We start from the raw sequence: 20,824 nt of genomic DNA on the forward strand, positions 1-20,824 counted from the left end.
GTCGCATGAATCTGATTCGACACGTAGAAGATCAATGTTGGGACGTTTTGCAGCAGGTTTCTGATCCAGAGATTCCAGTACTATCGGTGATTGATCTGGGCATGATTCGTGGCGTCGAGCTGAATCAGCAGGATGAAATTGTGGTGCGACTCACACCGACCTATAGCGGCTGTCCGGCCACGGATTTATTAAAAGCAGAAATTACCCAGGCTTTTGAGGCCAATGGTTTGACGCCAGTCAAAGTCATTGTGGATCTGTCTGAAGCCTGGACCACGGACTGGATGAGTGAATCGGGCAAACACAAATTACAGCAGTATGGTATTGCACCGCCGCAAGGCCAGTCACATAGCTGTGGTACGCATGTGGCATTGACCGATGGCATCACCTGTCCACAGTGCTTAAGTAACAACAGCAAATTATTGAGTGAATTCGGTTCGACCGCCTGTAAAGCTTTATATCAATGTCGGGACTGCTTAGAAACTTTTGACTATTTCAAATGTATTTAATTGTAACGATTGCGCGGTGGGCAGGGTAAACCAATAACAAGCCTGAACACCGCCACCTAAAAGAAGGATTTTGCCATGAGCCAATTTATACCATTAACCATTAAATCGATTCAGCCACAAACCGAGCAGGCGATCTGCATTGCTTTTGATCTCGCGCCTGAGCAGTTGGATGCTTTTCAATATCAGCCAGGTCAGCATCTCACCATCCGCCATTTAAGCGATGACGGCGAGCTGCGCCGCTGTTACTCAATCTGCAGTGATACTCAGGAAGATATGAGTATTGCGATTAAAAAAATTGATCAGGGTCAGTTCTCGACTTGGGCCAATGATCATTTGAAAGCAGGCGATGTTTTAGAAGTGATGCCACCGCAAGGGATGTTCTTTCAAAAAGCAGCCAAGGCCGGTGGCCAGAATTATCTAGGCTTTGCAGCAGGCAGTGGCATTACGCCAATCTTGTCGATTGTAAAGTCGGTGCTGAACCGTCAAGCAGAAGCCACATTTACCTTGGTATATGGCAACCGTTCCTGGAAGCAGACCATGTTTTCTGAACAGATTATGGATCTGAAAGATCGTTTTAAAGAGCGTCTGCAATTGGTGAATATTTTTTCCCGTGAATTGAATGATAGCGAGATTTTTAACGGGCGTATCAACGCAGATAAATTGCAGCAGCTGTTTCAGGCCAATCTGATTTCTGCTGAAGCCGATCACTGTTTTGCCTGTGGTCCTGAAGAAATGATGACAGCGGTGGAAACTGTATTACCGACTTGGGGCATTCAGCGCAGCAAAATTCATACCGAACGTTTTAATACCGGTACTGCACCACGAGCAACCGCACAGCAGATGGAAAGCCGCAGTGAAGAACGCGTCAATATCATCCTCGATGGTCGCGAGCTGATTGTGGAAGTCTCCAAACAGGATGACAGTATTTTAGATGCTGCGCTACGTGCCGGAGCGGACTTACCTTATGCCTGTAAGGGCGGCGTTTGTGCCACCTGTAAATGTAAGGTGTTAGAGGGACAGGTTGAAATGGCGGTGAATTACAGTCTGGAAGAAGATGAAATTCAGAAAGGCTATGTACTCAGTTGTCAGGCACGTCCAACCACAGCCAATGTACGTCTGAGTTTTGATGAATAAGTACGGAATCAATTGCTGAGCATAGCAGGAGTTCAAGGATGACCCATATTAAAACCAGCTCACCCAAGTCAGGTGTGGTACTAATCGAGCTGAACCGTCCGGAAAAGCGCAATGCCTTAAACAATGCCACCTTGCAAAACATTGCAGCCTGTCTACAGGACTTGGAAACAGATGCTGCTGTGAAAGCCGTGGTCATCACCGGAAATACGCAATGCTTTGCTGCCGGTGCTGATTTAAATGAGCTGGCACAGTTAGATGTGGTCAGCATCCAGCAGGATCAGCGCCCCCTACTTTGGAAAAAAATTGATGAATTTTCCAAGCCTTTAATCATGGCCGTGAATGGTTATGCTTTTGGTGCAGGTTTCGAGTTGGCTTTGCATGGTGACATGGTGCTGACTGGAGAAAATGCCCAGTTTGCCTTGCCGGAAATCGGTTTAGGGATGCTGCCGGGTGCGGGTGGAACACAGCGTCTGGCTCGTCTGGTGGGTCAGCAATTGACGATGCGCTGGGCCATGACCGGTGAAATGATTTCGGCACAGACTGCATTGCAACATGGTATTAGCAGCCAGATTTATCCGGTGGGACTGACCGTGCAATACGCACTGGAACTGGCAGAAAAAATTGCCAAGCAGGCACCGCTGGCTATTCGTGCCATCAAGCAATCTTTAAAGTCGATTCATGAAGTGACTTTAAGTCAGGGACTGAAATTGGAACGTCAACATTTTGTCTGGCTGGCTGCAACCCAAGATCGCCAGGAAGGCATCAATGCATTTTTAGAAAAAAGAAAACCAGAATTTAGAGGTGTGTAATGGATTATCAAACAATTATTGTCGAAGAAAAAAATGCAGTGGGCTACCTGACCTTTAACCGTCCAAAACAGCTCAACAGTTTTAATGAAACCATGCATCAGGAAGTCTCTAAAGTCATCAAGGCCTGGTCCAAAGACAGCCAGATTCGTGCCGTAGTGATTTCAGCAGAAGGTCGTGGTTTCTGTGCCGGTCAGGATCTGAATGACCGTGTGGTCGATCCGAATGCCGATGCACCGGACTTAGGCCTGTCGATTGAAAAATACTACAACCCTTTAATCAAACTAATTACCGAGATGCCAAAACCGGTAATTTGTGCGGTGAATGGTGTGGCCGCAGGGGCAGGCGCCAATATTGCCTTGGCGTGTGACATTGTGGTGGCAGCAAAATCGGCTTCCTTTATTCAGGCCTTCTGCCGTCTAGGTTTAGTGCCAGATTCAGGTGGCACCTGGTTCCTACCTCGTCTGGTCGGGCGTGCCCAAGCGATGGGACTTGCCATGCTCGGCGATAAAATTCCGGCTGAACGCGCAGTACAACTGGGCATGATCTGGCAAGTGGTTGAAGATGAGCAACTGCAAGTAGAAGCAAAAAAACTGGCAGAGCATCTGGCTCAGCAACCGACCTATGGTCTTTCCCTGATCAAAAAAGCCATTCATGCCGCAGCCGACAATAATCTGGATGAGCAGCTCATTCTGGAACGTGACCTGCAACGTTTGGCTGGACGTTCAAGCGATTATAAAGAAGGTGTACAAGCCTTTATGCAGAAGCGTACCCCTGAATATAAAGGATGCTAAATCATGCAACAGATCAATTTAGAGCAAGTCAAAGTTGCTGTGGTCGGTGCTGGAACCATGGGGATTGGCATTGCGCAACTGGCCGCCATGCACGGGCATCCGACTTATGTGTTTGATCTCGATAGCAGCAAGGTTCAGAGTGCCTTAACTGCTTTAGAGACACAGCTCAGCAAGCGCGTACAAAATGGTAAAATGACCCAGCAATTGCTGGAGAGTACCTTCGCCAATCTAATCGTGGCAGAGGATATTCAGCAGCTTGCTGATGCGGGCTTGATTATTGAAGCCATTGTCGAGAAGAAAGAAGTGAAACAAAACCTGTTTCAACAACTGGCTGCCATTTGCCCGGAACAGACAATTTTTGCTTCCAATACTTCCTCGATTTCCATTACTGCAATTGCCTCGGCGATTCCGAATCCGGAACGGGTGATTGGGCTGCATTTCTTTAATCCGGCACCAGTCATGAAGCTGGTCGAGATTATCCGCGGACTGAAAACTTCAGCAGCCATTGCCGATGCGGTATTTGAATTGATGAAGGACTGGAACAAGGTTCCGGTACGGGCCAAATCGACCCCCGGTTTTATCGTGAATCGTGTCGCGCGACCGTATTATGCCGAAGCCTTTCGCGCCTTGCAGGAAAATGCCACCACCCCGGAACAGCTCGATTACATCATGCGCGAATGTGGCCGCTTTGCCATGGGACCGTGCGAACTCACAGACCTGATTGGACAGGATGTAAATTTCTCGGTCACGCAAAGTGTCTATCAGGAATTTTTCTATGAGCCACGCTACCGCCCATCCTTGATTCAAAAAGAGCTGGTCGATGCCGGCTGTTATGGCCGCAAGTCCGGTCAGGGTTTTTATGATTACACGCAGTCCAAGCCTGCACCTGTATATGAATTACCAGTGTGTTATGCCAAGTCGCTGAATAAGCTCAAAGTCACGGTAAAAGGTGAATGGCTACATTCCTTAGCCCTGATTGAACGTTTAAAACAGGCCTCTCATGTAGAGCTGAGTTTTCAGGCAGCAGAACAGAATGAAATCCTGATTGGTGATCTTTCCCTGCGATTATCGCTCGGCGAGTCGGTTGAACTGGCCTATCCGCATGAGCCTGTGGTGTTGATGGACTGGCATGCAGATTGGACAAATGCCCAGGCGATTCCAGTCGTTGCCTCACCGGCATGTAGTGCTGAACAACGCCAGGCAGTGGAGCTATTCCTTATAGGTATGGATATGATACCTATTTGGTCTAAGGATCATCCAGGTCTTTATGTTATACGTAGTATTGCCATGTTGGTGAATGAAGCCTGTGAAGCGGTATTGCATGCTATTGCATCAGAGCAAGATATTGATTCTGCTATGAAATATGGTGTGAATTATCCTTGTGGTCCATTCGAGTGGGCAGACAGAATTGGATATTACACAATTTTACAAATTTTAGAAAATATGTATCGTATTTATGGTGAAGATCGCTATAGAACTAGTATATATTTAGCAAAGAAAGCGGTGCAGGGACATGCACAGAAAACTCAGCAGCAACCATTACGTGTTGCTGGCTAAAAGGAAGAATCATGGAACAGGTTTATATTTTTGATGGAATTCGCACCCCGATCGGACGCTATGCCGGTGGACTGAGCAGTATTCGTGCCGATGATCTGGCAGCGCTACCGATTCAATATCTGAAAGATCAGCATCCTGCCTTGCCATGGGCAGAACTGGATGAAGTGATCTTGGGCTGTGCCAATCAGGCCGGTGAAGATAACCGTAACGTGGCGCGTATGGCTGCTTTACTCGCAGGGTTGCCTGAATCTGTTCCAGCACTTACCGTAAACCGTTTATGTGCCTCAGGTCTGGATGCCATTGGACTTGCAGCACGTGCCATCAAATCGGGTGAAGCCCAATTTGTTTTGGCTGGCGGTGTAGAATCCATGAGCCGTGCGCCTTTTGTGCAATCCAAACCCACCACTGCCTTTAGCCGTACCCCTGAAATTTATGACACTACCATTGGCTGGCGTTTTATCAACCCAAAATTTAAAGCGCAGTTTGGCGTCGACAGCATGCCGGAAACGGCCGAAAACGTTGCTGAAAAGTATCAGATTAGCCGTGCAGACCAGGACCTGTTTGCCTATCACAGCCAGCAGAAAACTGCAGTAGCGCAGCAGAAAGGTATTTTTGCCGAAGAAATTCTGCCGGTTGAGGTCAAAGGTCCGAAGAAAACCACCCTCACCATTTCCCAAGATGAGCACCCGCGTGCAGAGACGACACTGGATAATCTGGCCGCCTTAAAAACCCCATTTCGTAAAGAAGGCGGTTCAGTCACTGCCGGCAATGCTTCGGGTGTTAATGACGGTGCAGCTTGCGTCTTGCTGGGCAATCAGCAGTTCGCCGAGCAGTATGGTTTGAGCCCGAAAGCCAAAGTGATCGGGATGGCCAGTGCCGGTGTTGAAGCCAAATATATGGGCATTGGCCCGGTGCCAGCAGTACATAAAGTGCTGAAACAGACTGGCCTGAGTCTGGAACAGATGGATGTGATTGAGCTGAATGAAGCATTCGCAGCACAGTCACTGGCCGTGATTCGTGAACTCGACTTGCAAGACGATGATTCCAGAATTAACCCGAATGGCGGTGCCATCGCTTTGGGTCATCCTTTAGGTATGAGTGGTACCCGTCTGGTGATTACCGCCATGCATGAACTAAAACGTCGTAATGGAAAATATGCATTGTGCACCATGTGTGTCGGTGTTGGTCAAGGTGTGGCACTGGTTTTAGAAAATATGGATTAAACACATCATTCAATCAATGAATTAAACCGTGGTCAGGAAGACTGCGTCAGGAGTAAGAATATGAATAACAATGCAATGGAAAAAATTGAAAAAGTATCGATTGATGAGCTACGCAGTGTTCAGCTACAGCGGATGAAAAAGACCCTGCAACATGCGTATCAAAATAGCCCGGTTTATAAAAAGAAATTTGATGATGCTGGCGTGCATCCAGACGATTTTAACTCACTGGAAGACCTGGCAAAATTCCCGTTTACCACCAAACAGGATTTACGCGATAACTATCCGTTTGGCATGTTCGCTGTGCCACAGGAACAGATTGTACGTGTGCACGCATCTTCTGGCACCACTGGTCAGCCGACCGTAGTTGGTTATACCCAAAATGATATTAATGTCTGGTCGGATGTAGTAGCACGTTCACTACGTGCAGCCGGCTTGAGCAGTAAAGATATCATCCAGGTGTCTTATGGTTATGGTCTGTTTACGGGTGGTTTAGGTGCGCATTATGGCGTTGAACGCTTGGGTGCAACCGTGATCCCAATGTCTGGCGGACAAACCGATAAACAGGCGCAACTGATTCATGATTTTAAACCGACAGCACTGATGGTCACGCCATCTTATTGCCTGAATATTATTGAAGCGCTTGAAAAGAAATTTGGCACAGCCAAAAACTGCTCAATTAAAACCGGCGTCTTTGGTGCAGAGCCATGGACCAATGAAATGCGTAAGGAAATTGAAGAGCGTCTAGGCATTGATGCGCTGGATATTTATGGTCTGTCAGAAGTGATGGGGCCGGGCGTCGCCATGGAATGTCTGGAATCCAAAGATGGCCCAACCATTTGGGAAGATCATTTTTATCCTGAAATCATTCATCCTGAAACTGGCGAAGTGCTGGCAGACGGTGAGCTAGGTGAACTGGTATTTACCACTATTACCAAAGAAGGCATGCCGGTGATCCGTTACCGTACCCGCGACCTGACCCGTTTATTGCCAGGCACGGCACGTACCATGCGCCGTATGGACAAGATTGTCGGCCGCAGTGATGACATGATGATTATTCGTGGAGTCAATGTGTTCCCATCGCAGATTGAAGAGCAGATTTTACAGATCCAGCAACTGATTCCGAACTACCAAATCCAGATTTGCAAACAGGGACATCTGGATACATTGCATATCCGTACCGAAATGCGTAAAGATAGCAGTGACATTATGGCGCACCAGCTGGCAACTCAGCTTAAGGGCCAGATTAAAACCATGGTCGGAATCACGGTAAGTGTCGAAGTGTTGCCTGAAGGGAGTCTGCCACGCTCTGAAGGTAAGGCACAGCGCGTTTTTGATATCCGCAAGTCTGCATGAAGTACTATTGGATGATAGCCAAATGGTCTATCATCCAGTTTCTATAAGGTAAAGTTAAACGCAATGAATCCGAAATTAAAACAAATAATTGATGACTTTATTCAAACTGAAGCACTCAGCGGAACCTCATTAATCATGACCATCTTCGGTGACTGTATTTTTCACCGGGGTGGCATTATCAGTCTGGCCAGTCTGATTCAGCTTATGGATGTCTTCGGATTTAATGAACGATCGGTACGGACTGCCGTATTCCGTCTGGTCCAAAATGGCTGGCTGATGTCTGAAAAAATTGGTCGCACCAGTTATTATCGCGTGACCGAAAGTAGCCGCCAGCGCTTCATTATGGCGGATCAAAAAATTTATAGTTTTCAGCATACCGAATGGGATCAAAAATGGGATCTGGTGCTGCTCAGTTCGGTGGAACTGGAAAATAAATTGGTTCTGAAAAAAGAACTGGAATGGCTGGGTTTTGCCAATATCGCCACCAATGTCATGGCCTATCCGGGCTGTGATCACCAGAAACTGCAAAACCTGCTGCTGAACCTGAAAATGACCGATCAGGTGGTGGTGTTTAAGGCCGAAACCTTGCAGCTCTGGCAGGAATCCTATCCAACTGTAAAACGCATGGTGGCCACCAACTGGCCGGTGCAGGAACTGCATCAGCGTTATGAAAAATTCATTGCAGATTTCCGGGAATTCTTTCATCTGGTGGAACAGGAAGATGAACAGGATCCGCTACAGGCATTTCAGCTGCGTATTTTACTGATTCATCAATTCCGCCGGATTTTACTAAAAGATCCGAATCTGCCTTTTGAATTATTGCCATCCAACTGGCTTTCCCTGAATGCCCGTAATCTGAGCAGTAATTTATATCAAACCGTGGTTGCGGCAGGGGATGAGTTCTTTATGGAGATCGCCCGAACTTCGGAAGGTTCGATGCCGCCGGTACATCCACAATTTTATAAACGTTTTGGTGGTTTGCGACTCGAAGCCGTCAGCTAATCTAATTCTGCATTTTTAAAGGAATAAAATAATGCCGTGTTATGCCATTGATGGTGTGATTCCTGTGGTCAGCCCTCGTGCTTATGTGCATCCGCAAGCCGTCTTGATTGGGGATGTGGTCATTGAAGAGGGTGTGTATATCGGCCCTTTTGCCACCTTGAGAGCCGACTTTGGCGGGATTCACATCCAAAAAAATGCCAATGTTCAGGATTCCTGTACCATCCATGGCTTTCCCGGTAGCGTCACGCTGGTCGAAGAATATGGCCATATCGGACATGGCGCGATTTTACATGGTTGTATCATTCGCAAAAATGTACTGGTGGGCATGAACAGCGTGATTCTGGATGAAGCCGAAATTGGTGGAAATACCATTATCGGTGCCAATAGCACGGTTAAAGCTAAAGCCCAGATCCCGGAAAATTCACTGGTGCTCGGTAGTCCGGCGCGGGTCATTCGTCCCTTGGACGCCAAAGAAATCGCCTGGAAAAGCAAGGGAACGCAGGAATATATTCAGCTGACAGAACGCTGTCTTTCTTCGATGCAGGAAGTTGAACCATTGTCTGAAGATTCAGCAGATCGCCTGAACTATCAGGCCTTTGATGCGGAATATCAAATTAAAAAGAATCATTAATTTAGCACTTGGCTGATGATTGTATCAGCCAAGTTTTTTATTTCATTTATAAAAATTATAAACGGCGACATTGACCTTCTTTGTCACCATTGACCCGGTTATTGCCACCGATCGGTTGAATGCGGTTGGATTCGCATTGCAAATTACCGTCAACCACATTGTCATTTACAGTAATTTTTTGGGTATTCTTTTTCAGCTGGATGTCACCCTCTACCTGATTGGCAGTGAGCTGAATCGTCTGACCGCCTTCTAGCTGGATATTGCCGTCAATCCGATTATGTTGTGCCAGAACCGAGCTAAAACGTCCTTTCGATTCCAGATTGCCATCAATCGCAGTATTTGAAATTACTGCTTGAGCACCCTGATACAACATGACATTGCCTTTAATGGTGGCATTATCAATCTGACAGTTTTGGCTGATACTGACATTGTCATCAATCGTGCGATCTTTAATGCTACCGTGACAGTGATAATCTGCGAAACTTGCGCTGGATAAACAAAGTAGTGCTAAACCTGAAAGTAATTTTATCATCATGATCCTTGGTGTATTTTTAATGCACTTTAACCATAATTTTTGAATATGACATTTTGATGACGGCACTCAAACGTAGTGTGGGCTTTAGGTTAGCGTATGTTAACGTACCAAAATCATTTCCAGCACGAATTTAGAACCAATAAAACCCAGTGCCAGCAGACCAAAACCTAAAAGTGTAAAGCGCACGGCTTTCTGGCCACGCCAGCCAAACTTCCAGTGTCCGATTAATAGTGAACCATAAACCAGCCAGGAAATAATACTGAACGCAGTTTTATGTGCCAGATGTTGGGCGAAGAAATTATCGATGGTGAAAAAGCCAAAGCTCAAAGCGAGGGTAAGTAAAACAAAACCGGTCATCAGCATATCAAACAGGAGTGATTCCATGTCTTGATAAGAAGGCAACAAACTGACCCAAACCCGGCGTTTTTGCTTCTTTTTCAGCTCGCGATCCTGAAGTCGCAAGATCACGGCCTGAATGGTCGCCATGTAGATGAAGGATATAAAAATCTACCATTTCCCTTTCAGGAAATTGCGATTCAGCCACCGGTATTACAGGTTGAATGGAACTTTTATCAGTTAATTGGTTATATGAGTACCTGGTCAGCCGTGAAAGCTGCCACTAAAGCACTTGGACATAATCCATTGGATGTACTGGCAGATGCTTTATTGCCAGAATGGGAAGATCCAGAATTGCCTAGAGTCATTCGCTGGCCATTATCAGTGCGTGCGGGGCGTATAATCCTTTAAAGAATACTCAAGCTAAAGCCTTTTCATTGAACAATGAATTGAATATTTCAAGGCTCAGAATTATCGCCCCAAGATCATTTCCAGCACGAATTTAGAACCAATAAAACCCAGTGCCAGCAAACCAAAACCGAGTAGGGTAAAGCGCACGGCTTTCTGGCCACGCCAGCCAAACTTCCAGTGCCCGATTAACAGTGAACCGTAAACCAGCCAGGAAATAATACTGAACGCAGTTTTATGTGCCAGATGCTGGGCAAAGAAATTATCAATGGTAAAAAAGCCAAAGCCTAAAGCAAGCGTCAATAAGACGAAACCGGTCATCAGCATATCGAACAGCAGTGATTCCATGTCCTGATAAGACGGTAACAGGCTGACCCAAACCCGACGTTTTTGCTTTTTCTTGAGTTCACGATCCTGCAAACGCAAAATCACAGCCTGAATGGTGGCCATCAGCAATACGGCATAGGCAGACAAAGACAAAATAATATGAATGTCCAGGCCCAGAGAATTTTGGCTAATGATTTTAGCCGGCTGGGTAAAGACAAAGCCGAGAATTAGACCCGTGGCAGCCACCGGAATACCAATCAGATTCAAGGCGATAATTGGACGATATGTACTATAAATAATACTGAGTAACAGCATCAAGCCCGAAGTAAAGGAAAACAGGGCAAAGACATCATAATTGATGCCAATCGGAGTACGCATATCGCCATATAAAACCAGCGCGTGCAATACTAGTCCGAGCAGCGCGGTTAAGCCGACAAACCATTGATTGGGGCTACGTTTAGACATTAAATGAATGAACAGATACCAGAATGAAGCGGTATAAGCGACTAATGCTAAGATCGTATAAACCAAGGGGAGGCTAACCATGTCAAACCTTTTTAAGGGTGATGAATATTCATTTATATAAATTCGCTGCGAACTACAGTATCCTATAGCATTCTATGCATAAATTTTCTATTTTAAGAAACAATTTTTTGCTCATGGCTATTTTAAGCGGATTTTGCAATGTTTGATACCTTAACAGAACGACTCACGCAGAGTTTAAGAAATGTTACTGGCTCAGGGCAGCTAACCGAAGACAATATTAAAGATACGTTACGTGAAGTGCGTATGGCGCTTCTTGAGGCCGATGTTGCGTTACCTGTAACTCGTGAATTCATCGCGAAAGTTAAGGAAGAAGCATTAGGCCAGGAAGTGATGACTCAGTTATCTCCTGGGCAGGCTTTTGTCAAAATCGTTCATGACGAATTGACCAAAATGATGGGCGAGGCCAATGAAAGCCTCGACCTCGCTGCAAAACCACCTGTGGTTGTCCTGCTGGCAGGCCTGCAGGGTGCAGGTAAAACAACAACTGCAGCGAAACTTGCACGCTTCTTACAAGAACGTCAAAAGAAAAAAGTCGCGATGGTCTCTGCCGATGTGTATCGTCCGGCTGCGATCAAACAGCTACAGACTGTCGCGGGCGAAGTCGGTGCGATTTTCCTGGAATCTAGCGCAGACGAAAAACCGATTACGATTGTGAATCGCGCGATTGAACAGGCGAAAATCCAGTTTGCCGATGTGCTGATTGTCGATACGGCAGGCCGTTTGCATATCGATGATGACATGATGGGTGAAATCAAAGAGCTGCATGCAGCGATTAACCCGACTGAAACCCTGTTCGTGGTCGATGCCATGACCGGTCAGGATGCAGCGAATACGGCCAAAGCTTTTAATGATGCCTTGCCTTTAACCGGTGTGATCCTGACCAAAACCGATGGTGATGCACGCGGTGGTGCAGCCCTGTCTGTACGTGCCATTACCGGTAAGCCTATCAAATTCTTGGGTATGGGCGAAAAGCTCGATGCCTTGGAGCCATTCCATCCTGAACGTATCGCGCAGCGTATTTTGGGTATGGGTGACGTCCTTTCTTTGGTCGAAGAACTTGAGCGTAAGGTCGACAAAGAAAAAGCCGAAAAAATGGCGAAAAAATTGCAAAAGGGTGGCAGCTTCAACTTTGAAGACATGCTGATGCAATTTGAGCAGATGAACAAAATGGGCGGCATGATGGGCTTCCTGGACAAACTTCCTGGCATGAGCAATGCCGGTCTGCAAGATGCGTTGGCCCAGGCCAATCCTGAAAAGCAGGTCAAGAAAATGGAAGCGATTATCCAGTCGATGACCATCAAAGAGCGCCGTAATCCAGACTTGATGAACCCAAGCCGTAAAAAACGTATCGCAGCAGGTTGTGGTATGGAAGTGGCGGAAGTCAACAAGTTGATTAAACAACATGCGCAAATGGCCAAGATGATGAAGAAGTTTGCCAATCCGTCAGGTATGGCAAAAATGATGAAATCACTCGGTGGTTTGCAGAAACAGTTTGGCGGCGGCGGTGGCATGGGACCACTGTTCGGCGGCAATGACAAGAAATAAGATTCTGATTTAAAAAAGGCGCGAAATGCGCCTTTTTTATTATGTATCAATCAGAAAACCGGTTTAAACAAAACAACATTTACTTACCCAAAATAAAAATCCAATCAGGCAGACTCAGGAACATCAGCACAAAACAAAGAGAAATTTAAAATGGCTCAAGTGATCATCGTCCATGGTTATACTGCAAGCCCGGAAGAAAACTGGTTTCCATGGATTCAGGAAAAAGCCCAACAGGAAAATGTCAGCTTAAAAGTACTGCGACTTGACCCATCGACCACACCCAAGTTGGAGGTGTGGGACCAGCAAATGCGTGAGCAGATTGAGGGGATTGATGAAGACAGTATTTTTATCGGGCATAGCCTGGGAACTGTGGCTGTATTGCATTACTTATCCAGAGAATTAAAACAGCAAAAGATTCAGCAATTGGTATTGATCGCAGGATTTAATGGCCGTTTGGGTCGTTTAGATGAAGTCAATCCGTTTATTGATGCTGCTGAGATCGATTTTGATCTGCTTAAACAGCAGGTGGCAGAACGTGTGGTGATTTATTCTGAAGGCGATGATCGGGTGGAGCCTGAATTTAGCCTGGAACAGGCAGACAGTCTGGATGCGATTGTGGTGAGTGCCAAGCATCAGGGACATTTTATCGATTCAGAAGGCTGTACCGATCTGCCAGAACTCTGGAAAGTAATCGAACCTTATCTGATTAAATCTTAAATTTAGGCAGGTTGTTGGATTCGTTCAATTTGCAAATTGAGTCTGAGATGGGATGCAAAAAGTTACTTGAATTTCATCTTCAGACTGTTTAATAGTAGTTTTTGTCAAAGCACTTTGTGCTCAATTATAATAAGTAAAACACGATGAAAAATATAATCAACAAAGTCTATATCGTGCCTGATTATCAGGCCACCTTAAATGACCATTGGTATCCGTGGCTGAGTCGCCAACTCAAAAATGTCGGTGTTGATTCAAAACGGATTATGTTGGCCAATCCTTTTCAGCCTGATCTAGAAGAATGGCAGCAGAATCTGAAACTGCATATTCCACATCTGGATGAGCATACTTTTTTAGTTGCCCATGGCCTGAGTGGACTCAGTGTTTTAAGTTTTTTACAGCAACATTATCTCCAGCAGCACCGCAAGATCGGCGGGGTTATTCTGGTTTCAGCTTTCGATACGCCGCTGGTGGCCTGGTCGGAACTGAACAAAATGCTGCAGGCGACACGACTGGATCTGAACAACCTGCCGTATAGCTATAAACGCGCGGTCATGCTGATCTCCAGTAATGATCCTTTTGTACCTGCACCGGTTTCCTTGCGCTTGGCCCACAGCTTAAATGCTCAAATTTTTGAGATTAAAAAAGCCGGACATTTTAACAAATGTGATGGATTTACCGAATTTCCTCAATTGCTCGAAATCATGAAACTGTGTCTGGCAAATGAGCCGCAAAATGCTGCAAACCTTTAAGCAGAAGATCAGGTTCAATCCTCGGCTGATACGGCTCAAGATGCTGGGCAAACACTGGAGCATCTCCACCGGTTAGTACCAGCTGTGCCGGAAAATCATGCAGCACTTTTTCAATGGTGCTGAGCAGACCGAGCAGAATGCCATGATGTACTGCATCGATGGTATTGCGTCCGGGATTGAGCTCAGAAAATGCGGCATCCGGAATTTTAATACCTTTGGTATTCTGAATCAGTGCATCACGTTGTAAATATAAATTTGGCAGAATAAAACCGCCTAAATGTTGTTGTCCTTGAATCAGGTCAATGGTCAGCGCTGTACCACAACTAATCACACAATAATTCTCATGAGGCTGGGTCGCGACAGCAAGTACCTGTAGCCAGCGGTCAATCCCCAGTTGTGCGGGTTCATCATAGCCACAAATCAGGCCAGCATATTGGGCCTGTACCTGAGCAAAAATCACTGGAATATGCAGACCATCTAATATACTGAGAATGCGCTCATTATTGACCTTGTCCTGAACCGAAGACAATCCGACCTGATCCAGATCCAGCGTTTTAAAGTGCTGGATCAGGCCAAGTAACAAATCGGCAGGGGATTGTAAATGTAATTCCGCTGCATGTTCAATGATCTGATCTTGTTCGGTAATCCAGTATTTGAGTCGGGTATTGCCAATATCTAGCCATAGTTTCTTCATGGATTATGCCTGTTCAAGGATTATTTTTGAGCCGTAATTGACCTTGGTAAAAGATGTGGACACCTGTTTCAGTTGCGATTTTAACAGCGCCATCATCCTGAATACCCAGAAATTTTCCTGAATATTGCCCTTGCAGATCGGTAAATTCAACCCTCTCTTGGATAAAAGCGGCATGTCGATTGAAACGACCAGACAGATTCTGGCTGCCATAACTAAACCATTGTCCGGCTTGCTGAATCGCCAGATACAGTTCTGCAATCAGCTGAATGCGTGAACCCGGATGCAGGCCCAACTCATTCAATGAGGTCACTTGCTGCTCGGGAACCTCAGCAGACATTGGGCTGAGGTTGATCCCGACCCCGACCACCACTTGCGTAGGTGAAATTGGTTCTACCAGAATGCCGCCCCATTTGCCTTTGACGCTATACAGGTCATTCGGCCATTTTACTTGCAAGTCCAGCCCTTGTAGACTGGGCATTTGCAGGATATTTAACGCAATTTCCAGAGCCAAACGGCCATCGATGGGTTTTTGTGTATGCAGCAATGTGCTTAAATAGATATTCCCTTCAGGTGAAATCCACTGACGCTGGCGCTGTCCACGGCCTTGGGTCTGCACATGGCTACAGACCAGAACCTGCTGTACCCCCTTGGTTGCCAATTCCCGCACATCGTCATTGGTCGATGTGGTAATCGGTTTGATGAGCAATACTTCCGGAAGCTGGCCTGCATCGCTTAATCGTTGTTGCAGTTCACGAGTTTCTACATCCATTTGAATCTAAACGTGGTAAATATCGTTATGGAGTTAATCATATATTTATTGATTGGTGCAATTGCAGGATTTACCGCTGGCCTGTTTGGGGTTGGTGGTGGTTTGATTATTGTGCCGATTCTGTACATTGTTTTTACCCAGCTCCAGTACGATCCCGGCGTGATTATGCACATGGCGGTGGGGACTTCTCTGGCTACCATTATTGTCACCTCGATCAGTTCTGTCATGGCGCATCATCAAAGAGGTGCCGTGTTGTGGTCGGTATTTCGTAATCTGGCACCCGGCTTGATTATTGGTTCCTTTCTGGGTGCAGGGATTGCTGACTATTTATCTGGTCAAGGCTTGCAGCTGTTGATCGGGTTCTTTGCAGTCTGGGTGGCGTTTAGAATGTTTAAAGGCGCCAATGTTCAGGTCGATCCGAATAAAAAATTGCCTTCAACCCCGGTACAACTCGCTGCGGGCGGTGGGATTGGTGTGGCATCGGCGATCTTTGGGATTGGCGGGGGAAGTCTGACCGTTCCGTTTCTGAATCGCAGCGGGATCGTGATGCAAAAAGCAGTGGCGACCTCTGCGGCTTGTGGGTTGCCGATTGCCGTGGCAGGCGCACTGGGCTTTATCTGGTTTGGTCAACAGGCCCAGGTCGCAGTACCAAATACGATTGGCTATATTCATATCTATGCCTTTATTGGCATCAGCATGATGAGTTTTTTTACCGCCAAACTCGGTGCAAAAGTGGCACATTTACTTTCACCTGCGGTACTGAAAAAATGTTTTGCGGCTTTACTGACCACCGTCGGCCTGTATTTTATTTATCAAGGTTTTATGGCCTGATTTAAACCTTTTAGGTTGAACTGATGTACCGTATAAGGAGAATAGATGACTATTCTCCTTTTTTATGCAATTAGGTTGGCTGTATAGACATAAGATTGTCTGACAATGTCAAAGTATTTATTGATAAAAACCCGTTTAATAGCAACATAGTCCAAATAAAGGGCTAAACCAGTATCCATAAAAATAAAGACAGGAACGGTATGCCATTAGAACAAGCGCAGAGTTTGTCTGAGCAGATTGCCAAGCACATTAGCGAACAGATTATTCGCGGCGAACTGGTCGAAGGCGAGCGTATACAGGAGCTCAGGATTGCCTCGGAGCTTGATGTCAGTCGGGGGTCGGTTCGTGAAGCCCTGCTTTTGCTGGAACGCACCCAGCTGATTGAAATTTTCCCGCGCCGGGGAGCGATTGTCTCGGAAATGTCGGCCTTGCAGGTACGTGCCTTATTTGACATGACCTCATTATTGCTCGGGCAAATGGTGCATCGCATGGCGGAAACCTGGCGGGTGCATGAAGCTGAGCGCATTCAGCTATTATTAGAGCAATTGGAAGCAGAAACTCGCCAAGGACACACTGAAAAGTTTTATGATCTGATCTTTCAGGGCATGGCCCAGCAGCATGAGATGGTGGGGAATCCTTATCTGATGCGCTACTATCAGGAACTGCTGCCATCTTTACGTCGGAGCTATTTTCTGACCCTGAATATTTCCAGACGCGAGTTACAGGAATCTTTCGACTTATTTAAACTGGTCACTGAAGCAATTTTGATACGAAAAAGCCATCAGGCCACTTTATTTATGGAAGATTTTTGTCGACACTTGCGCAACCTTGTGTTGGAATCTCTGACACGGATGAAACAAATTGAACTCGCGTGGGCCAGACGCTCACGACGTTAAATCAGGACATTATGCGTTTAAGCAGTTTAAAACTTTCAGGCTTTAAATCTTTTGCCGACAGTACCACTTTGCATTTTAAAGATAATCGTACTGCGGTCGTGGGACCGAATGGTTGTGGTAAATCTAACGTCATTGATGCCATACGCTGGGTCATGGGCGAGTCCAGTGCGCGCCAGCTGCGTGGTGGCAGCATGCAGGACGTCATCTTTACCGGAACTGCCAAGCGTAAACCGGTGGGTATGGCCAGTGTAGAACTGCGCTTTGACAATACCTATGGCAAGCTGGGCGGTGCTTATAATGCCTATAATGAACTGGCAGTACGCCGTCAGGTCAACCGCGATGGCAAGTCCGAATATTTCCTGAATGGCAGCAAATGCCGTCGTCGTGATATTACCGATATTTTCTTGGGTACCGGTCTTGGTCCGCGTTCCTATGCGATTATCGAGCAGGGCATGATTAACCGTCTGGTCGATGCCAAGCCCGATGAAATGCGGGTCTATATTGAAGAAGCAGCCGGAGTGTCGCGCTATCAGGCACGCCGCCGTGAAACCATGCTGCATCTGGATCACACCACACAAAACCTGTCGCGTCTGGAAGATATCGCCTCCGAACTGAAATCCCAGTTAAAAACCCTGAAACGTCAGTCGGAAAGTGCAATTCAATATAAAGAACTGGAAGGACAGATCCGTACCATCAAGATCGAAATTCTGTCTTTTCAATGTGAGCAGAGCCAACGCTTACAGGAAGAATATACCCTTGAGATGAATACGCTCGGGGAAAACTTTAAGCTGGTACGTTCCGAACTTACCAGCGTTGAACATGATTTGGGTAGCACCAGTGAACTGTTTCAGCGTCTGATTCAGCAATCCACCCCTTTGCAAAGCGAATGGCAACAGGCCGAGAAAAAACTGGCTGAACTGGAAATGACCCTGCAACAAAAGCAGTCTTTGCTAGAGCAGAATTCCACCAGTCTGGTCAAACTGGAACAGCAAAAAGCCCAAACCAAAGAGCGTTTGCAGTTGATTGAACTGCAACTCGAAACCTTGCAGCAGCAATTTGAAGATCAACAGGCACAATTGCAGCAGCAAGATGGCCAGACTCAGGCGCAAAGCCAAAACTTGAATGAGCTCAAAGCTCAACATAGCACTGTGGCAGCACAATTTACCCAGATCAAAACTCAGGTCGAACAGCAGCAACAGCGTAAATTGCAAATGCTGGCTCAAAGCGAGCAACTGGCGAAGAATATTGAACGGATTGAACAGCAGAAACAGACGCTACAACAGCAAAGCACACAGATTCAGCAACAGGCCCAGCAAGATGAGCTGGAGCAGTATCAGATAGATAAAGCCCAGGCTGAACAGCAAATTGCTAGCTATGAGATTCAATCAACAGATTTAAGAACTCAATTCGAGCAGCTTCAGGCAGAGCAGGCGAACCATCAGCAGCGCTTGATGCAGCTCAAATCTGAAATTCAGGTCCTGCATTCAGAACAGAAAAACCTGAGCCAATTACTGACCAAAGCCAACCCGAATGCCAAGAGTGATGCGGTACAGCTGATGCATGTACTTAAGCTCAATGATGCAGGCAAAGGACATGCCAGCCTGATCGAAAAGTTTTTGGCCAAGTGGCTGTCTGCCCAGATTCTGGCTGAGGGCGAGTACTTCCTTGAAGATTGTGCGCGTCAGTTAAAGCAACAGGCTGTTCAGAATAAAATTCAGATTGCCAATACGATATGTCTGGCAGACTGGATTGATGAGCCTCAATATTCACTCTGGCAACAGGTGGCTGTGACTGAGAACTTTAGACATGCTCTCGATTTGCAAACCCAACTGAGCGCAGGCCAGTCAATTTTAAGTCTGGATGGCTACCATGTCGGTGCAGACTGGGTCATTGCACTGGACTATGATGAAGCCAGTCAGGCCGGACAAGGTGCATTGAGTCATCGAATCCGTCTGGATGAAATCGAGCAGCAGCTTGCGGAACTTGAACCTAAGTTTATGCAGATGGAGCAGCAGCTACCTGAATTCGCCGATCAGGTTAAAGCTTTGCAAAGCCAGATTCAGAGGATCAGCGAGCAGCAGAAACAGGTTCAAAATCAGTTGCAGCAACTCGATGTCAATATTGCCAGAGTTCAAAGTAGTGCGCAGGCTTTCGCCTTGCAAAAGCAGCAATTACAGCATCAGTTACAACAACTGGATGAGCAGCTTGAAGAAGATGCCATGCAGAAAGATGATCTGGAAATTGACCTGCATGCTTTGAATATCAAGCTGGAACATGCGCTACCAAATTATAAAACCCTACAATTCCAGCTAGAAGAATTGAGTACTCAGCTGGATGACTCACAGCAGCTCAGTCAGCAAGCGCAGCAGGAACTGGAATTGCTGCGCCGCCAAAATGTGCAAAGCCAGCAGCAGATTGAATTACTGGAAAAAGATCAGGTATTCCTAAAAGAACAGTCTCAACAAATTACTGCACAAATCGAGCAAGCCAAAAAGTTTGTCGATCCGGTACAGCTGGAGTTACCTGCTTTACAGAGCCAGTTCAATGAACAGGCGCAGATCACTGAAAAGCTGCAAAAAACCTGGGCCGACTGGCAGGTTGAATTAAATCAGGTGCAGAGCAAACAGCAGCAGCTGACCGAACAGCGTCACAGCTTCCAGCAGCAGGATGAAAAACTTCGCAGTACACTGGAAGAAAAACGTCTGGCCTGGCAGGCAGCCAAATCTGATTTGCAGCATTATTCTGAACAACTGAAAGAGTTGAATAGTGAAGTAATTTCCGGGCTGGATATTGATGTTAAAGCACATCAGGCGAAACTGGAAAAAGCTCAGGCCCAGTTTGATAAACTCGGTGCAGTCAATCTGGCGGCTTCTGAAGAATATGAAGAAGTGTCAAAACGTTATGAGGAACTGAGTCACCAGATGCAGGATCTGGAAAATACGGTTGAACAGTTACAGGCTGCGATGAAAAGTATTGACCAGGAAACCCGTAAACTGTTTATGCACACGTTTGATCAGGTCAATGCTGAATTGCAAAACCTGTTCCCGAAAGTGTTTGAAGGCGGTGAGGCGAGTTTAAGCCTTGAAGATGGCTGGCAGTCGGGTGTAAAACTGATGGCCCGACCACCGGGTAAACGAAACAGCTCATTGGCCTTACTCTCGGGTGGAGAAAAGGCCTTAACTGCATTAGCATTGGTATTCGCGATTTTTCGCTTAAATCCGGCACCATTTTGCGTACTGGATGAAGTCGACGCACCGCTAGATGATGCCAATGTGGGACGCTTTTGTAATTTAGTCAAAGAGCTTTCTGAACACGTGCAATTTATTTATATTACCCATAACAAACTTGCAATGATGATGGCGACTGATCTTTTAGGTGTAACCATGCCTGAACCGGGAACATCAAAATTAGTGACAGTTAATTTGGAACAGGCAAAAGAATACGGCCTAGCTGCGGAGGTATAAT

19 protein-coding genes and 2 pseudogenes are annotated in these 20,824 nt (G+C 46.3%); 16 read left to right on the forward strand and 5 right to left on the reverse strand.

Translation table 11 applies throughout. The features are described from left to right. The first annotated feature begins 5 nt into the window (after positions 1-5). From paaD to ACIG3F_RS10035, 9 genes are all read left to right on the forward strand, one after another. A complete protein-coding gene (gene paaD / locus ACIG3F_RS09995; RefSeq protein WP_131269247.1) occupies positions 6-506 on the forward strand; it encodes a 1,2-phenylacetyl-CoA epoxidase subunit PaaD in 501 nt (166 codons plus the stop codon). Between the two features lie 75 nt (positions 507-581). After that, complete coding sequence (gene paaE / locus ACIG3F_RS10000) at positions 582-1,640, forward strand: 1,2-phenylacetyl-CoA epoxidase subunit PaaE (RefSeq protein WP_286380508.1); 1,059 nt, start codon at positions 582-584, stop codon at positions 1,638-1,640. Positions 1,641-1,678: 38 nt separating this feature from the next. Beyond that, entirely contained in the window at positions 1,679-2,449 is a 771-nt protein-coding gene (locus tag ACIG3F_RS10005) for an enoyl-CoA hydratase-related protein (RefSeq protein ID WP_396469964.1), read from the forward strand. Then, positions 2,449-3,240 carry a 2-(1,2-epoxy-1,2-dihydrophenyl)acetyl-CoA isomerase PaaG gene (gene paaG, locus ACIG3F_RS10010; RefSeq protein WP_336018823.1) on the forward strand — a complete coding sequence of 264 codons (792 nt, stop codon included), beginning with the start codon at positions 2,449-2,451 and terminating at the stop codon, positions 3,238-3,240. Before ACIG3F_RS10005 ends, paaG begins: the two co-directional genes overlap by 1 nt. Before the next feature lie 3 nt (positions 3,241-3,243). After that, positions 3,244-4,797 (forward strand): 3-hydroxyacyl-CoA dehydrogenase, encoded by a 1,554-nt coding sequence (locus tag ACIG3F_RS10015; protein ID WP_396469965.1) that lies wholly within the window; start codon positions 3,244-3,246, stop codon positions 4,795-4,797. A gap of 11 nt (positions 4,798-4,808) precedes the next feature. Beyond that, a complete protein-coding gene (pcaF, locus tag ACIG3F_RS10020; protein ID WP_396469966.1) occupies positions 4,809-6,020 on the forward strand; it encodes a 3-oxoadipyl-CoA thiolase in 1,212 nt (403 codons plus the stop codon). A 60-nt stretch (positions 6,021-6,080) separates the two neighbouring features. Continuing rightward, entirely contained in the window at positions 6,081-7,373 is a 1,293-nt protein-coding gene (paaK, locus tag ACIG3F_RS10025) for a phenylacetate--CoA ligase PaaK (protein WP_396469967.1), read from the forward strand. A 63-nt stretch (positions 7,374-7,436) separates the two neighbouring features. Then, on the forward strand, positions 7,437-8,375 hold the full coding sequence (paaX, locus tag ACIG3F_RS10030) for a phenylacetic acid degradation operon negative regulatory protein PaaX (protein ID WP_005095916.1): 939 nt from the start codon (positions 7,437-7,439) through the stop codon (positions 8,373-8,375). Positions 8,376-8,406: 31 nt separating this feature from the next. Continuing rightward, positions 8,407-9,006, forward strand: coding sequence for a hypothetical protein (locus tag ACIG3F_RS10035; RefSeq protein WP_005095918.1), 600 nt, complete (start codon positions 8,407-8,409; stop codon positions 9,004-9,006). A 55-nt stretch (positions 9,007-9,061) separates the two neighbouring features. On the opposite strand, the gene ACIG3F_RS10040 is transcribed toward ACIG3F_RS10035, so the two are convergent. Further along, complete coding sequence (locus ACIG3F_RS10040; protein ID WP_005095921.1) at positions 9,062-9,538, reverse strand: hypothetical protein; 477 nt, start codon at positions 9,536-9,538, stop codon at positions 9,062-9,064. 102 nt (positions 9,539-9,640) lie between these two features. Next, positions 9,641-10,033: pseudogene (locus tag ACIG3F_RS10045) on the reverse strand (inner membrane protein YpjD); the annotation flags it as partial. Here ACIG3F_RS10045 and ACIG3F_RS10050 point away from each other — a divergent pair. After that, positions 10,022-10,288, forward strand: a pseudogene (locus ACIG3F_RS10050) (class I SAM-dependent methyltransferase); the annotation flags it as partial. The pseudogenes ACIG3F_RS10045 and ACIG3F_RS10050 sit on opposite strands and share 12 nt — an antisense overlap. 60 nt (positions 10,289-10,348) lie before the next feature. Here ACIG3F_RS10050 and ACIG3F_RS10055 read toward each other — a convergent pair. Then, a complete protein-coding gene (locus tag ACIG3F_RS10055; protein WP_244783222.1) occupies positions 10,349-11,158 on the reverse strand; it encodes an inner membrane protein YpjD in 810 nt (269 codons plus the stop codon). A 138-nt stretch (positions 11,159-11,296) separates the two neighbouring features. Between ACIG3F_RS10055 and ffh the strand changes: the two genes are divergently transcribed. The 3 genes from ffh (at position 11,297) to ACIG3F_RS10070 (ending at position 14,169) form a co-directional block, all read left to right on the forward strand. Continuing rightward, the gene (gene ffh, locus ACIG3F_RS10060) at positions 11,297-12,703 is read left to right on the forward strand and encodes a signal recognition particle protein (RefSeq protein WP_396469969.1); all 1,407 of its coding nucleotides are present in this window, start codon (positions 11,297-11,299) and stop codon (positions 12,701-12,703) included. A gap of 150 nt (positions 12,704-12,853) precedes the next feature. After that, positions 12,854-13,420: an RBBP9/YdeN family alpha/beta hydrolase gene (locus ACIG3F_RS10065; RefSeq protein ID WP_396469971.1), complete on the forward strand. Its 567-nt coding sequence runs from the start codon at positions 12,854-12,856 to the stop codon at positions 13,418-13,420. A gap of 143 nt (positions 13,421-13,563) precedes the next feature. Beyond that, positions 13,564-14,169, forward strand: coding sequence for an RBBP9/YdeN family alpha/beta hydrolase (locus ACIG3F_RS10070; protein ID WP_396469972.1), 606 nt, complete (start codon positions 13,564-13,566; stop codon positions 14,167-14,169). Here the strand turns inward: ACIG3F_RS10070 and ACIG3F_RS10075 are convergent. Both ACIG3F_RS10075 and ACIG3F_RS10080 read right to left on the reverse strand, forming a co-directional pair. Next, entirely contained in the window at positions 14,120-14,863 is a 744-nt protein-coding gene (locus tag ACIG3F_RS10075) for a type III pantothenate kinase (protein WP_074384113.1), read from the reverse strand. The genes ACIG3F_RS10070 and ACIG3F_RS10075 overlap by 50 nt on opposite strands. Positions 14,864-14,876: 13 nt before the next feature. Next, positions 14,877-15,632 carry a biotin--[acetyl-CoA-carboxylase] ligase gene (locus tag ACIG3F_RS10080; protein WP_100355526.1) on the reverse strand — a complete coding sequence of 252 codons (756 nt, stop codon included), beginning with the start codon at positions 15,630-15,632 and terminating at the stop codon, positions 14,877-14,879. Positions 15,633-15,659: 27 nt separating this feature from the next. Here ACIG3F_RS10080 and ACIG3F_RS10085 point away from each other — a divergent pair, with 27 nt between their 5' ends. The 3 genes from ACIG3F_RS10085 to smc all read left to right on the forward strand — a co-directional run bounded on the left by ACIG3F_RS10085 (position 15,660) and on the right by smc (position 20,823). After that, the gene (locus tag ACIG3F_RS10085) at positions 15,660-16,463 is read left to right on the forward strand and encodes a sulfite exporter TauE/SafE family protein (RefSeq protein ID WP_396469973.1); all 804 of its coding nucleotides are present in this window, start codon (positions 15,660-15,662) and stop codon (positions 16,461-16,463) included. Between the two features lie 200 nt (positions 16,464-16,663). Beyond that, positions 16,664-17,359: a GntR family transcriptional regulator gene (locus ACIG3F_RS10090; RefSeq protein WP_004730660.1), complete on the forward strand. Its 696-nt coding sequence runs from the start codon at positions 16,664-16,666 to the stop codon at positions 17,357-17,359. A gap of 11 nt (positions 17,360-17,370) precedes the next feature. Next, positions 17,371-20,823 (forward strand): chromosome segregation protein SMC, encoded by a 3,453-nt coding sequence (gene smc, locus ACIG3F_RS10095; RefSeq protein ID WP_396469977.1) that lies wholly within the window; start codon positions 17,371-17,373, stop codon positions 20,821-20,823. Position 20,824 lies beyond the last annotated feature (1 nt).

The sequence above is a fragment of the Acinetobacter sp. NPDC052428 genome, from assembly GCF_044547685.1.
Lineage (GTDB): Bacteria > Pseudomonadota > Gammaproteobacteria > Pseudomonadales > Moraxellaceae > Acinetobacter > Acinetobacter lwoffii_G.

Excerpts from the sequence above, each read along its gene's own strand:
- paaD (WP_131269247.1), top strand. The coding sequence starts at position 6 with ATGAATCTGATTCGACACGTAGAAGATCAATGTTGGGACGTTTTGCAG.
- paaE (WP_286380508.1), top strand. The coding sequence starts at position 582 with ATGAGCCAATTTATACCATTAACCATTAAATCGATTCAGCCACAAACC.
- ACIG3F_RS10005 (WP_396469964.1), top strand. The coding sequence starts at position 1,679 with ATGACCCATATTAAAACCAGCTCACCCAAGTCAGGTGTGGTACTAATC.
- paaG (WP_336018823.1), top strand. The coding sequence starts at position 2,449 with ATGGATTATCAAACAATTATTGTCGAAGAAAAAAATGCAGTGGGCTAC.
- ACIG3F_RS10015 (WP_396469965.1), top strand. The coding sequence starts at position 3,244 with ATGCAACAGATCAATTTAGAGCAAGTCAAAGTTGCTGTGGTCGGTGCT.
- pcaF (WP_396469966.1), top strand. The coding sequence starts at position 4,809 with ATGGAACAGGTTTATATTTTTGATGGAATTCGCACCCCGATCGGACGC.
- paaK (WP_396469967.1), top strand. The coding sequence starts at position 6,081 with ATGAATAACAATGCAATGGAAAAAATTGAAAAAGTATCGATTGATGAG.
- paaX (WP_005095916.1), top strand. The coding sequence starts at position 7,437 with ATGAATCCGAAATTAAAACAAATAATTGATGACTTTATTCAAACTGAA.
- ACIG3F_RS10035 (WP_005095918.1), top strand. The coding sequence starts at position 8,407 with ATGCCGTGTTATGCCATTGATGGTGTGATTCCTGTGGTCAGCCCTCGT.
- ACIG3F_RS10040 (WP_005095921.1), bottom strand. The coding sequence starts at position 9,538 with ATGATAAAATTACTTTCAGGTTTAGCACTACTTTGTTTATCCAGCGCA.
- ACIG3F_RS10055 (WP_244783222.1), bottom strand. The coding sequence starts at position 11,158 with ATGGTTAGCCTCCCCTTGGTTTATACGATCTTAGCATTAGTCGCTTAT.
- ffh (WP_396469969.1), top strand. The coding sequence starts at position 11,297 with ATGTTTGATACCTTAACAGAACGACTCACGCAGAGTTTAAGAAATGTT.
- ACIG3F_RS10065 (WP_396469971.1), top strand. The coding sequence starts at position 12,854 with ATGGCTCAAGTGATCATCGTCCATGGTTATACTGCAAGCCCGGAAGAA.
- ACIG3F_RS10070 (WP_396469972.1), top strand. The coding sequence starts at position 13,564 with ATGAAAAATATAATCAACAAAGTCTATATCGTGCCTGATTATCAGGCC.
- ACIG3F_RS10075 (WP_074384113.1), bottom strand. The coding sequence starts at position 14,863 with ATGAAGAAACTATGGCTAGATATTGGCAATACCCGACTCAAATACTGG.
- ACIG3F_RS10080 (WP_100355526.1), bottom strand. The coding sequence starts at position 15,632 with ATGGATGTAGAAACTCGTGAACTGCAACAACGATTAAGCGATGCAGGC.
- ACIG3F_RS10085 (WP_396469973.1), top strand. The coding sequence starts at position 15,660 with ATGGAGTTAATCATATATTTATTGATTGGTGCAATTGCAGGATTTACC.
- ACIG3F_RS10090 (WP_004730660.1), top strand. The coding sequence starts at position 16,664 with ATGCCATTAGAACAAGCGCAGAGTTTGTCTGAGCAGATTGCCAAGCAC.
- smc (WP_396469977.1), top strand. The coding sequence starts at position 17,371 with ATGCGTTTAAGCAGTTTAAAACTTTCAGGCTTTAAATCTTTTGCCGAC.